Source organism: Nonomuraea recticatena (assembly GCF_039533245.1).
Classification (GTDB): Bacteria; Actinomycetota; Actinomycetes; order Streptosporangiales; family Streptosporangiaceae; genus Nonomuraea; species Nonomuraea roseola.
Map to the genome: position 1 here is coordinate 201725 of NZ_BAAATE010000002.1, position 12676 is coordinate 214400.

The 12676-nt window shown below is 70.8% G+C and carries 14 protein-coding genes and 1 riboswitch; of the genes, 10 read left to right on the forward strand and 4 right to left on the reverse strand.

All coding sequences use genetic code 11. From position 1 onward, the window contains the following. Positions 1–6 precede the first annotated feature (6 nt). From ABFX50_RS04240 to ABFX50_RS04265, 6 genes are all read left to right on the forward strand, one after another. Positions 7–951 (forward strand): substrate-binding domain-containing protein, encoded by a 945-nt coding sequence (locus tag ABFX50_RS04240; protein WP_281388153.1) that lies wholly within the window; start codon positions 7–9, stop codon positions 949–951. A 2-nt stretch (positions 952–953) separates the two neighbouring features. After that, on the forward strand, positions 954–1943 hold the full coding sequence (locus ABFX50_RS04245) for a ribokinase (protein WP_346143362.1): 990 nt from the start codon (positions 954–956) through the stop codon (positions 1941–1943). Beyond that, entirely contained in the window at positions 1940–2329 is a 390-nt protein-coding gene (rbsD, locus tag ABFX50_RS04250; RefSeq protein WP_346143364.1) for a D-ribose pyranase, read from the forward strand. Before ABFX50_RS04245 ends, rbsD begins: the two co-directional genes overlap by 4 nt. A gap of 67 nt (positions 2330–2396) precedes the next feature. After that, complete coding sequence (locus ABFX50_RS04255; RefSeq protein ID WP_346143366.1) at positions 2397–2642, forward strand: hypothetical protein; 246 nt, start codon at positions 2397–2399, stop codon at positions 2640–2642. 242 nt (positions 2643–2884) lie between these two features. Beyond that, complete coding sequence (locus ABFX50_RS04260) at positions 2885–3985, forward strand: ABC transporter ATP-binding protein (protein WP_346143368.1); 1101 nt, start codon at positions 2885–2887, stop codon at positions 3983–3985. Next, a complete protein-coding gene (locus ABFX50_RS04265; protein WP_346143370.1) occupies positions 3982–4371 on the forward strand; it encodes a hypothetical protein in 390 nt (129 codons plus the stop codon). Before ABFX50_RS04260 ends, ABFX50_RS04265 begins: the two co-directional genes overlap by 4 nt. Before the next feature lie 79 nt (positions 4372–4450). On the opposite strand, the gene ABFX50_RS04270 is transcribed toward ABFX50_RS04265, so the two are convergent. The 3 genes from ABFX50_RS04270 to ABFX50_RS04280 form a co-directional block, all read right to left on the reverse strand. Further along, positions 4451–4984, reverse strand: coding sequence for a hypothetical protein (locus ABFX50_RS04270; RefSeq protein ID WP_346143372.1), 534 nt, complete (start codon positions 4982–4984; stop codon positions 4451–4453). Between the two features lie 354 nt (positions 4985–5338). Further along, positions 5339–6259 carry an SPFH domain-containing protein gene (locus ABFX50_RS04275; RefSeq protein WP_346143374.1) on the reverse strand — a complete coding sequence of 307 codons (921 nt, stop codon included), beginning with the start codon at positions 6257–6259 and terminating at the stop codon, positions 5339–5341. A gap of 52 nt (positions 6260–6311) precedes the next feature. Continuing rightward, complete coding sequence (locus ABFX50_RS04280; protein WP_346143376.1) at positions 6312–7595, reverse strand: MFS transporter; 1284 nt, start codon at positions 7593–7595, stop codon at positions 6312–6314. Between the two features lie 107 nt (positions 7596–7702). Here ABFX50_RS04280 and ABFX50_RS04285 point away from each other — a divergent pair, with 107 nt between their 5' ends. From ABFX50_RS04285 to ABFX50_RS04300, 4 genes are all read left to right on the forward strand, one after another. Next, positions 7703–8377, forward strand: coding sequence for a GntR family transcriptional regulator (locus tag ABFX50_RS04285; RefSeq protein ID WP_312895446.1), 675 nt, complete (start codon positions 7703–7705; stop codon positions 8375–8377). Positions 8378–8841: 464 nt separating this feature from the next. Further along, positions 8842–9861 (forward strand): hypothetical protein, encoded by a 1020-nt coding sequence (locus ABFX50_RS04290; protein ID WP_346143378.1) that lies wholly within the window; start codon positions 8842–8844, stop codon positions 9859–9861. 4 nt (positions 9862–9865) lie between these two features. After that, on the forward strand, positions 9866–10816 hold the full coding sequence (locus tag ABFX50_RS04295; RefSeq protein ID WP_346143380.1) for a WD40 repeat domain-containing protein: 951 nt from the start codon (positions 9866–9868) through the stop codon (positions 10814–10816). A 134-nt stretch (positions 10817–10950) separates the two neighbouring features. After that, positions 10951–11451 carry an RNA 2'-phosphotransferase gene (locus tag ABFX50_RS04300; protein ID WP_346143382.1) on the forward strand — a complete coding sequence of 167 codons (501 nt, stop codon included), beginning with the start codon at positions 10951–10953 and terminating at the stop codon, positions 11449–11451. Positions 11452–11738: 287 nt separating this feature from the next. Here ABFX50_RS04300 and ABFX50_RS04305 read toward each other — a convergent pair whose 3' ends face one another. After that, positions 11739–12446: a CHAP domain-containing protein gene (locus tag ABFX50_RS04305; protein ID WP_346143383.1), complete on the reverse strand. Its 708-nt coding sequence runs from the start codon at positions 12444–12446 to the stop codon at positions 11739–11741. 17 nt (positions 12447–12463) lie between these two features. After that, positions 12464–12598: riboswitch (cyclic di-AMP (ydaO/yuaA leader) on the reverse strand. Positions 12599–12676: the final 78 nt, after the last annotated feature.

Below are 12676 nucleotides of genomic sequence, written 5' to 3' on the forward strand. Positions count from 1 at the left end.
ACTGTCATGAAGCTGAGGATCATCGCGGCCGGTGCCGCGCTCGCGCTCGGCCTGACCGCCTGCGGTTCGGCCGACACCACCGGGCCTACCGCCACGGGCGGCGGCTCGGGGGATATCAAGATCGGCATGTCGGTCTCCACGCTGAACAACCCCTACTTCGTCCAGCTGCGCGCGGGCGCGGAGGAGGAGGCCAAGAAGCTCGGCGTCTCGCTGACCGTCACCGACGCCCAGAACGACGCCTCGCAGCAGGTGAACCAGGTCCAGAACTTCACCAGCCAGAACATGAAGGCGATCGTCATCAACCCGGTCGACTCCGACGCGGCCGCGCCGGCCGTCAAGGCGGCCGAGCGGAGCAACATCCCGGTCATCGCCGCCGACCGCGGCGTCAACGGCGCCGAGGTCAAGCAGACCGTCGCCTCCGACAACGTCCAGGGCGGCAAGCTGGCGGCCGAGGAACTGGCCAAGCAGATGGGGGAGAAGGGCAGGGTCGTGGTGCTCCAGGGCGTCGCGGGCACCTCCGCCTCCCGCGACAGGGGACAGGGCTTCACCGAGGGCATCAAGGCCTACCCCGGCATCCAGGTGGTCGCCTCCCAGCCCGCGGACTTCGACCGCACCAAGGGCCTGGACGTCATGACCAACCTCCTGCAGTCGCACCCCGACGTCACCGGCGTCTTCGCCGAGAACGACGAGATGGCGCTCGGCGCGATCAAGGCTCTCGGCGCCAAGGCCGGCTCGGCGGTGAAGGTCGTCGGCTTCGACGGCACCCCCGACGGGCTCAAGGCCGTCCAGGCGGGCACCCTCGCCGCGACCGTCGCCCAGCAGCCCAAGGTCCTCGGCCAGCAGGCCATCGCCGGAGCGGTGAAGGCCGCCAAGGGCGAGAGCATCCAGCAGACGGTGGCCGTGCCGGTGAAGGTCGCGACCAAGGACAACGTCTCCGAGTTCGCGAGCTGACCATGGACGTGGTGGTCGTGGGGTCGGTCAACGCCGACCTCGTGGTCAGGGTCGGGCGCAGGCCCGCGCCCGGCGAGACCGTGATGGGCTCCGACCTCGACACCTTCCCCGGCGGCAAGGGCGCCAACCAGGCCGTCGCCGCCGCCAGGCTCGGCGCGGACGTCGCCCTGCTCGCCAGGACCGGCACCGATCAGTACGGCGCTCGCCTGGTCGAGGGGCTCGCCGCCGAGGGTGTCGGCGTGGAGCACGTGATGGAGACCGAGGGGGCCAGCGGCGTCGCGCTCATCACCGTCGACGCCGAGGGCGACAACAGCATCATCGTCTCGCCCGGCGCCAACGCGCGCCTCACCCCCGCGGACGTGACAGCCGCAGGCGATCTGGTGAGCGGGGCGGCGGTGGTCTCGCTCATGCTGGAGATCCCGCTCGACACCGTGACGGCGGCCGCCCGCGCCGCCCGCAGGGCGGTGCTGAACGCCTCACCGCCCCGCGAGCTGCCCGGCGAGCTGCTGTCGCTGGCCGATCCGCTGGTGGTCAACGAGCACGAGGCGGCGTTCCTGCTGGGCGCGGCCTCGGCTGATGCCGTCTCCGAGCCTGCCGCGATGGCGCGCGCGCTGCTCGCGCTGGGACCGCGATCGGTGGTGATCACCTTGGGGGCGGACGGCGCGGTGGTGGCCGAGCCCCCGACCGCGGGGCCGTCTGGTTTCGTGGACGCCGCGGCGGGCGTTCCGGAGGCCGCGCCGGGTGGTGTCGCGGCTCAGGGGAACGGTGCCCCTGGCCGTCCGGAAGGGGCGGTCGTGACGGTGGTGCCGAGCCCCGTCGTGGACGTCGTGGACACCACGGGCGCGGGCGACGCCTTCACCGGCGCGCTGGCCTGGCGCCTGGCCCTCGGCGACACCCTGCCGGAGGCGGCGGGCTTCGCGGCCAAGGTGGGCGCCGCCGCCGTCCGCAGGGAGGGCGCCCAGAGCTCGTATCCCCGCGGGGAGGAGCTGTGAAGCGCTCGGGGATACTCAACGCGGCCCTGGCCGGGCAGCTGGCCAGGCTCGGCCACACCGACCGGGTGCTGGTCTGCGACAGCGGGATGCCGATCCCCGCCGGCGTGGAGGTGGTGGACCTGGCCTTCGTGGCGGGCGTGCCGTCCTTCGCCGAGGTGCTGGACGGCCTGCTGGCCGAACTGGTCGTGGAGGGCGCGGTCGCGGCCAGCGAGGTCGGCGAGGCCAACCCGGCCTGCGCCGGCCTGCTGGGGGAGCGGCTGCCGGGCCTGGAGTACGTCTCGCACGAGGAGCTCAAACGCCTGTCGCGCGAGGTGAAGCTGGCGGTACGGACGGGTGAGGCCCGCCCGTACGCCAACGTGATCCTGCACTGCGGCGTCTACTTCTGACACCTGAGCCCTCGCCCCGTCGCCGGTCTCCCGAGCAGGAGGATGGGCGGCTGGAAAACTGTGTCGCATGCACGAGGTCGACCTGGATGACGGGATCGTTCGCCTGGAGCCCTGGGGCAATGGCGATGCGGCCTGGTACGCCGAAGCGGTGCGCGACCCGTTGATCCAGCGCTTCACCACCGATCCGCCCACCTTGGACGCTGCCCAGGTCCTGACGGCGATGCTCGCTCGGGCTGATGCCGCGTGCCTTCTTGAACCCGCTACATGCCGCACAAGGCGCACTGGGACGCCTGAACCGGTTCCGGCCCGGTGACTGACCTTTTGCGGCGTCCCCTGCTCAGGGTGGGCGGGACCCCGGTCGTTCGCCCCTCGCAGGTGCCGCCTGACCTGGAGGAAGACGAAAGGCGGTGGGGCTGGCCCCACCCCCCGAGGTAGCCGTTTCCTGCCCCCGTCGTGGGCCCGCGCCCATGGGGGCCGTGGCGGCCGAACGCGAGGCTGGACGGGCTCGATCGGAGCGAGCTGGGTCGAGCCCGGCCAAGCCAACGAGGGGGAGACGTGATCGAAGTCAGGGGCCTGACCATGCGGTACGGCCGCACGCTCGCCGTGGACGACCTGACCTTCACGGTCAAGCCGGGGCTGGTGACCGGATTCCTGGGTCCGAACGGCGCAGGCAAGTCCACGACCATGCGGGTCGTACTCGGGCTGGAGGTCCCTGCCGCGGGTGAGGCGCTGGTGGACGGGCGTGCCTACGCGTCGCTGCGGCGGCCCATGCTCACGATGGGGGCGCTGCTGGATGCCGGGGCGGTGCACGGCGGCCGTACGGCCCGCGCCCATCTCGGCTGCCTGGCACGCAGCAACGGCATCGACCTCCGGCGGGTGGCCGCCGTGCTCGACCAGGTGGGCTTGGCGGACGTCGCGGACCGGCGGATCGGGGGGTTCTCCCTCGGCATGAAGCAGCGGCTGGGCATCGCGGCGGCGCTGCTCGGCGATCCGGCGGTGCTGATGTTCGACGAGCCGCTGAACGGGCTGGACCCGGAGGGCATCCGCTGGATCCGCGAGCTGCTGCGCTCACTCGCGGCCGAAGGCCGCACCGTCCTGCTCTCCAGCCATCTGATGAACGAGCTGGCGATCACCGCCGACCACGTCGTCGTCATCGGACGCGGCCGGCTGATCGCCGACACGACCATGGAGGCGCTCGCCGCACGCTTCCAGCGTGACGTGCTGGTGCGCGCGGCACATCCGGAACGGCTGGCGCAGATCCTGCGCGCGCACGGCGCGACCGTAGCCGCCGAGACCGCCGCGACCGCCGAGCGGGCGGCCCCGCCGCCGCCCGGCACGCCCGGCACGCCCGGCACGCCCCGCTCGGCCCCGCCGACGCCCGAGACGGCCGCGGGCGGCGACCCGTCCGTGCAAGGCCTGTCCGAGCAGGAGCTGTCCGCACAAGGCCTCTCCGAGCGAGGACTGTCCTTGCACGGACTGTCCGTGCGGGGCATGGACGCCGCGGGGATCGGCGAGCTGGCGCTGCGGGCAGGGATCGCGCTGCGGGAGCTGACACCGCGCAGCGCCTCCCTGGAGGAGGCGTTCATGGAGCTCACCGAGGACAGCGTCGAGTACGGCGCTCGCCCCGCCGCCGCCGTCACGGAGGTGGGCCGATGATGGACGTGATGGCCTCCGAGTGGCGAGAGCTCCGCTCACTGCGCTCGAACGCCTACCTCCTGGCCGTCTCCCTCGTCGCCGTGCTCGCCTGCGCAGGCGTGGCGTACCTGATGGGCAGAGGGTTCGACCACCAGACGCCCGAGGAGCGGCTGCGCTTCGCCAGCAACGGCAACGGGCTGCCCGTCGCCTCCTTCGTGTTCGGCACGCTGTGCGCGCGTCAACCGCTACTTCACGAGTCTGAGGCTCCCCCCGCGGGGCACCACCTACCAGGCCACCGGATGACGACCGGCCGCGCGGCCCTTGCCGCGCCGGATGCGGCCTGCCGCACGAGTCGTCGAGTGTCGTCCTCACCCAAGCGGTATCGCCAGCAGCGGAACGAGGGCTGAGAGGTCACCCTGCGTGCCCGACCCTCGAGTGCGGAATGGGGAACCCGAGCGGGCAGTCGTCAGTCCGGCAATGGCGTCCTCACAGTCCTGGAGCCGTGATGACCGCACTGATCGCGGCGCCCAGCAGCAGAGTCGTGCCCATGATCGGTCCGGCTGCTCGGCTGCTCGGTGTGGGGGTGCTCCGCAGGTGTGGCACCACCGACCCGAGCGCGATCATCTGGACGACGCCGACGAGAGCCACACCGAGGTCGTTCAGCAGTAGCGCCAGCGGCAGGAAATGCGCCGCCACGACCACCGCGACCCACCACGCCATCCACCGGGGTGCTCCGCGCCTGGCCAGCACGAAGCACCCGGCCCCTGCGGCGACGACCTCGGCCGCGACCAGGACTCCGAACCAGACGTACCTGCCCTCCAGCGCGGTCGGCTGGTCCCAGTTCGCGGCAGTCAGCACCCCGAAGGCCACGGCCAGCCCCACGCCCAGCACCGCTCCCGCTCCCAGCCAGATCCGCCAGCGCCTGGGTGGGTCCTCCTGCGCCCAGCCGAACCACACGAAGGCCATCAACCCGAACCACGCCGTCGTGAAGCACTGGTCACGCAAGAACTCGCTAAGCATGGGCACTCATTTCACGGGTTGGCGATCCGGGGTTGAAGCGGAACGTTTATACCTCATATCCCTTTTGAGCCCCTGCCGTACGTCGGTCGCGGCGCCGGCCTACGCACGTCGGCGGGAGCGCAGGCGCTGGTTCACCCCACAGCGCCGGCGCATGGCGGTACGTGCCGGTGGCGGTGCCGCCGCTGCCGGCGGTCATGCGGGGCCGGGTTCGTCTCGAACCTCGTCACCGTTGCCGGGCCGAACTGCATCCGCTGGACCACCGCCCGCCGGTTCGTCCTGGCCGAGTGGGGCGCCTGGCTGCCGGAGTGCTTCTGGCCGATTCCCCCTCACGAGCGGCAGGCCCGGGAACGTTCGCTAGCGGGAGGGGATCACCACCGCCTGGGGGTTGCCGGGGGCGTACACCGTGATGCCCTTCGGCAGGGCTCTCAGCTTCTCGATCTCCGCGCAGGCAGGGCACTTGTCGTAGCCGTCCTGTCTGGCCCTGTTCGCCTCGGCCTCCGCCCTGGCCTGCGCCACCCTCGCCTGCGCCTCCGAGACGGCGGCGTTGGCCGCCAGCGAGCGGTCCACCGACTGCTGAACAGGCTCGGGCAGCGCCACCCTGGCCAGCGTGAACCGCAGCCCCGTCAGGTACTCGCCGCCGAGCGTGGCGGCCAGGTCGCGGGCCAGTGTCCTGTTGACGCCGTCCTGCACCTTGGCGATCGTGGCGTTGCTGTCCTGGGCCTTGAGCGTGGAACTGCCCAGCAGCGCGCAGGACGGCACGAGCTCCGCGCAGCGCATGCCCCCGACCTGGATGCGCAGCGCGTTGTCGATGACCGGCCGCACGGCTTGGCCGAAGAAGGCCGACCAGCCCTCGTCGCCCTCCCACGCGTACAGCTCGCCCTTGTAGGTGCGCGTGCCGTACCTGTCGTCGAAGGTCTTCAACGTCGCGGGGTCGAGATTGAGGGTGAAGTAGAGCGTGCCCTCGATGCCGAGGTTCACCCCGTCGCTGCTGGGGACCGTCACGACGTCCACGCCGAGGGCGGTGGCGCGCTTGGCGTCGGCGGTGATGGTGTAGAAGCGCTGCTGGGCGGGGTAGGTGTGGACGGCCGACCACCAGCCGGTCCAGGTCAGGCCGGAGCCCGGCTGGATGACCTGGCGGACCTTGTTGTCGTCGAGCGGCCCGCCGTCGCGCACGACGGCGACCTGGCCGCCGTCCGTGCTCTCCCACCCGCCGACCAGGCCGATCAGGACGGGTACCGCGAGCACGGCGGCGACGATGATCAGGATGACTCTCACGAGCACCTCCAGGTGGGCGGCGGTGGCAGCCGCCGCCCACGTCCCTTCGCGGCTACCTCGTGGCCTGGACGGCCTGAGCCTCCGCCTCCGCGCTCCTGGGCGCGATGGCGAGACCGAAGGCGGTGATCGCCAGCGCGATCACCACGTAGATGGAAACGGCGGTGGTCGTGCCGTAGGTGGCGTGGAGCTGCAGGGCGATGATCGGCGCGATGGCGCCGCCGACGATGCCCGCCACCTGGTAGCCCATGGACGCGCCGCTGTAGCGCAGGCGGGTGCTGAACAGCTCGGCGATGAAGGAGGCCTGCGGGCCGTACATCGCCGCGTGGGTGACCAGGGCGACCACGGCGGCCACCACGATGAGCGGGAAGGACTTCGTGTCGAGCAGCGGGAAGAAGAAGAACACCCAGACGGCGGCGCCGACCACGCCGGACAGGTAGACCGTGCGCCTGCCGTACCGGTCGGAGAGAGCACCGAACAGCGGGATCAGCAGCAGCTGGCAGGCCGAGCCGATGAGGACCGCGTTGAGCCCGACCGAGCGCTCCATCTTCAGCACGGTGGTGATGTAGAGCAGAATGTAGATCGTGAAGGTGTAGAAGGCCACGTCCACGCCGATGCGCGCGGTGAAGGCCGACAGCAGCGCGCGGGGGTGCGTGCGCAGCACCTCGATCAGCGGCATCCTGGCCTTGGCGCCCTTCTGCTCGATCTCGGCGAACAGCGGCGACTCGGTGATCTTCACCCGGACCCAGAGGCCGACCAGGACCAGCACGCCGGACAGCAGGAACGGCACCCTCCAGCCCCACGACAGGAACGCGGCCTCGGACAGGGTCGCGTTCAGGATGCCGAGCAGCGCGGTGGCCATGATGAAGCCCGCGGGCACGCCCACCTGGGGCCAGCTGGCGTTGAAACCGCGCCGGCGCGGGTCGCCGTGCTCGATCGACATGATGACGGCGCCGCCCCACTCGCCGCCCAGCCCGAGGCCCTGGACGAACCTGAGCACGCCGAGCAGGATCGGCGCGGCCACACCGATGGCGTCGTAGCCGGGCAGCAGGCCGATGAGGAACGTCGAGACGCCCATGACCAGGAGCGTCACCACCAGGACGGTCTTGCGCCCGACCCTGTCGCCGAAGTGGCCGAACACGATGCCGCCGAGCGGGCGGGCGACGAAGGCGACCGCGTTGGTGACCAGGGCGAGCAGGGTCGCGCTGAGCGGGTCGAAGGTCGGGAAGAACAGCTTGCCGAACACCAGCGACGCCGCCGTGCTGTAGAGGAAGAAGTCGTACCACTCCAGCGACGTGCCGATCAGGCTGGCGAGGATCACCCGCCGCGTCTGGTGCATGTCATGGCTCCTAGCTGCGTGGGGGGTATTACGATCGAATCTAAGGATCGTTCAACAATTCGACAAGAGTTTTGTTCGATGATTCTCTTTGGACTGTGGATAACGCGGTGGCAGCGCTGGAGCACGATCGATCCCGCCTGGGGCGCAGCAGTACGGCCGAGCGGGTGGCCGACATCCTGCGCGAGCGCATCATCGAGGGCCTGTTCGTGCCGGGCGAGCGCCTGTCCGAGGAGGCGATCGGCAGCGCGCTCGGCGTCTCACGCAACACCCTCCGTGAGGCCTTCAGACTGCTGGGGCACGAGCGCCTGCTTGACCACAAGCTGAACCGTGGGGTGTTCGTCCGCGTCCTGTCGGCCGCCGACGTCGCCGACCTCTACCGCATGCGCAGGGTCCTGGAGGGCGCCGCCGTACGGCGCTGCGCCGAGGCCTCGCCCGAGGCGCTGCGGCTGATCGGGGAGACGGTGGAGGAGGCCGAACGCTCGGCCTCCGACGACAGGTGGCAGGACGTCGGCACCGCCAACAGCCGTTTCCACCAGGCCCTCGTCGCTCTCAACCAGAGCCCGCGCCTGGACGAGACGATGCGGCAACTGCTGGCGGAGCTGCGGCTGGTCTTCCACGCGATGCGCAACCCCCGATCCCTGCACGAGCCGTTCGTCGAACGCAACCGGCTGCTCCTGGGGCTGCTGGAGGCGCGGCGGGCGGAGGACGCGGCGACCTACCTGGAGATCTACCTCGACGACGCCGAACGGTTGCTCCTCCAGGCGTACGAACCCGCCGGCTGACGTGGCGACGTGCCTGGAGATCTACCTCGACGACGTCGAACGGTTGCTCCTCCAGGCGTACGAACCCGCCGACGTCCTCGACCTCCGAGTCGGCCCCGATCGCCGCAGGGTGGCCGGTACGACGCGATACCGTCCCCTCTCCACGGATCCGACCGCTCGACTCGCCCTGCTGGATGGACTTCGCCCCGCCGGATGATGCCATCCGCTGGTGACGTCGACCCTAGGGATCTCGTCGCGCCCGATGGCGCCGGCTTGCCCCCGCTTGACCAACCTGGCCCCTGCGGTGTCCGCTGCCTCGATTGTGCCCCGCTCGACACCGCGCCCCCACTCTGATCGCCTGGGCGACACCCGCCCGCCCCGGACGAACGTGACGGCTTTTGCCGGTCGTACCGCAGCTGTGGCTGACCTGTGACCAACCGATCTCGCGATGGGGGAGTCCAACGGGTTGAAGAAGGAGAGGGGTCATGAAAAGGACACTTCTGGGAGCGGCGGCCGTGGCACTGGCCGTCGGCGGGACGACCGTCCCGGCACACGCGGACACGACCGCGACCACCATCACCAAGGCGACGGCCGCCGAGTCGGACGCCGCCACCGCCCGCATGGCGTGGGTGGGCGCGTGCAAGGACGCGGACGGCCTCGGCCACCCGTGCGGTGCCTGGCGCCTCAGGCTCAGGGCCGGCGGCACGGTCACGGTCGCCGGCGCCTCCGCCACCGCGGTGGACGCCCGCGGGCGCAAGGCCGACATCGTGGGCGCTTTCGCCATCAGCGGCGACGGCCAGTGGATCCTCTACGAGCGCGTCAAGGACCACCGGCTGGTCGTGCGGAAGGTCGCGGGCGGCAGGGGGACCGTCCTGCCGGCCTCGCTGACCAGGAAGGGCACCGACAGTCTGCGAGCCTGGCTCTCGCACACGGGGGACAGGGTGCTGGTGGAGCACAACGACGAGGCGGGCCGCGAGCCCGGCAAGATCGTCACGGTCGCCACGGGGAAGATCGTGAAGCTGCCCGCCGCCGACGATCTCGAGGGGTTCAGCGGCGACGGGGACGAGGCGCTGGCCACGCGCCACAACAACGACAACACCACCACGCTGGTCGCGCACGGACTGGACGGCCACAGCGTCGCCAAGGTCCCGCCGCAGGTGGTGATGAACGCCTCCACCCGCGCCCTGTCGGCCGACGGTCACACCGTCGCCGTGCTCATCGGCGGCAACGCCGACACGCGCGTGCCGCCCAAGCTGCGCCTGTACGACCTGACCACCGACCGGCTGTCGGCGGCGGTGACGCTGCCGCTCAGGCCGGACGCGACGGTCTACCTCGCCCACTGGACCGGCGAGGACAGGCTTACGGTCAAGGCGCACACGGGCGGGGACGAGAAGCCGACGGTGGTACGGGTGCTCACCGTCGACACCACGACGGGCGCGGTCAAGCCCGCCGACACGTTCACGGTCACCGTCAGGAACTACACCTGGCTGACGGCGGGAGAGTGACGAGATGAAGATCAGAATCCTGGCGGCGATCGCCGTCGCACTGGCGATGCTCGGGCTGCCGGGCACGGCGCTGGCCGACCCCGGGCACGGCGCGATCCGCTACGCCTCCGCGAAGGGCTGCGTGAAGAAGGACGGCGCCACCGTCCCGTGCGGCACCTGGCGGCTGGTCAGCCACGAAGGCAAGGTCACGCCGCTCAAGGACGCCCAGCTGCGGGCGGTCGGCGCGAACGGCAAGGAGGTCGACTACGCGGTGGCGCCGCTGGCCGTCTCCGGCGACGGGCAGAAGGTCGCCTACTTCAGGAAGGACGGCAGGCTGGCCGTCCGCACCGTGCACGGGGGCGTCATCCTGCTGCCGAAGGACGCGCTGCCGCCCAGGACCAACCAGTACGACGTGGTGCTCCAGCTCTCCGACGACGGCGCGCGGCTCGCGGTCGTCACCTCCAGGGTGCGGCTGTTCGACACGGCGACGGGGAACAAGCTGGGGACGCTGCCCAGGTACCAGAACTTCATCGGCTTCAGCGGCGATGGAGACAAGGTCCTGACCAGCGCCGACGGCGACGAGTCGGTGATGGAGATGCACGTCTTCGACCTGGCGGGCAGGCGGCTGCTGTCGGGCACGCCGCCGCAGCTGGTCGCCGGCAACGGCCCCTACGCGCTCAGCGCCGACGGCAGGACCATCGCGGTGCATGTGGCGGGGTCGAAGGTCGCGCTGTACGACCTGCACTCCGACCAGATGGTCAGCAGTCACCTGATCAAGCTGCCCAAGGAGGGGACGGTCCACAAGCTGGACTGGACGGGCGACAACCAGGTCACCCTGCACGTCTCGCAGTACCCGGAGGGCAAGGCGACCAGGATGACGGTGATGCAGCACGACGTGACGTCGGGGGCGACGCGCGTCCGTGACAGCTACTCGATGCTGAAGGACACGTTCGTCTTCGCCGCCTGCGGCGGCTGAGCGGCATCCCGGGCCCGCGGCGCGCTCCACGTGTGACGCCGCGGGCCTTGCCCTTCGCCGGACGGCAGGCGGGCGGCGGGCTCGTAGATGTGGATCCGAAGAAGGTCCCGGCCGCCCTGCGGCACAATGCCTGCATGAAGGACCGGACCGTGCGGATCTCGAAGTACCTCGCCAGGCACCTGCGCCACGATCCGGGCGCGATCGGGATCACGCTGGACGCGCAGGGCTGGGTCCCGATCGACGATCTGCTGGAGGCGGCGGCCCGCCACGGCTTCCCCATCACCAGGCAGGAGCTCTTCCTGGTGGTGTCGGACAACGACAAGCAGCGGTACGCCATCGAGGGCGACCTGATCAGGGCGAGCCAGGGGCACTCGGTGGCGGTCGATCTCGGGCTGGAGGCCGTCGAGCCTCCGGAGATTCTTTACCACGGGACCGCCCCTCTCAGCCTCGGCGCCATCAAGGCGTCGGGGCTGCTGCCGATGTCGAGGCAGTACGTCCACCTGTCGGCCGACAGGGAGACGGCCGTGCGGGTCGGCGCGAGGCGAGGGGTTCCCGTGGTGCTGGTCGTCGCGGCGGGGAGATGCACGAGGGCGGACACGAGTTCAGGGTCAGCGCCAACGGGGTGTGGCTGGTGACAGCCGTCCCGCCGGCGTTTCTCCGCTTCCCCGGCTGACACCGCCGGGTGTGACGGATTCCCGGCCGGGGCAGGGTGGGGGGATCTCCGGGGGAGTGTGACGAGGTGGCCAGGGCGCGGGGGCCTGCCCCGGAACGGGGTGACAGGTCGACGCGGGGCCCGTGGACGGGGAGGGCTTCGAGGGATCGTCGCCCGGAACGCGATCCGCCCCGGTCCCCCGGGTGTCATCCGCCGGTCAGGAGACCGGCAGGCGCACCCGGAGACCGGGGCAGGGGAATCGCGCGGGGACTACGCGCCCGAGTACTGCGGGTAGCCGTACCCGACGACCTGCGACTTCGGACGGACACGCTGCTCGACGGCGCCGTTTCCGGTGTTGCCCTCGACCGTGGTGATCGTGCCGTTGCCGTTGTCCTTCTCCACGAAACCGACGTGGTTGATGGAGCTGATGCTCTTGCTGCCGCTCCAGGAGAAGAAGACGACCGCGCCGGGCTTGGGAGTGGTGCCCCAGCGCTCGTTGCTCTTGAACCACTTGGCGTGGGCGACGGTGTAGGCGTCCCAGCCGACCTGGGGACGGGCGCCGGTCATCTCACCGACCCAGGAGACGAACATCGCGCACCACGCGGCGTTGGCGTACGCACGGGGGCTGCCGCCGTCACGGGCGACGGTCTCCCTGGCGCGCTGGGAGTTGACGTACCACTGCTGGAACTTGGTGCCGCCGCCGGAGGAGTTCTCCTTGACGCCGATCTGCTTCTTCGCCTCGGCCAGGACGGCGCTGGCGGTCGGCATGGCGGGGACGCGCTGCTGCTGCTTGACGGCGGCCTGCTTGCCGTCGGTCTTCGCGGCCATGGCGGCCACGTGGGACTTGTCCTGGGGGGCGGGAGCGATGTCGGCCTGGGCGGCCTGCGTGGGAACAAGAGAGCCTGCGAGAACCGCGGCGCCGAGGGCGGCGTGGGCGTAGGTCATCTTGGGGGCACGGCTGTGACGGTGCTTGGCCATGAAAAGGGGAGTCTCCTTGCTCAGCTTCATGCCGCTTACCGGGTTAGCTGACGGGTTCGGGCGTGAAGCTGCCCTACGGCACGGTGTGCCGATTCACCCCAGAAGGATTGGGTCCCCGGTTCCGCATGGTGCGGATTCAGCGGTCACAGGCATAGGACCTGTGAGTGTTTTGCAATGTCAGGCAATGTCCGGTTCGTCCGGTTTATGCCTGGAGTGACCCCAAGGTAATA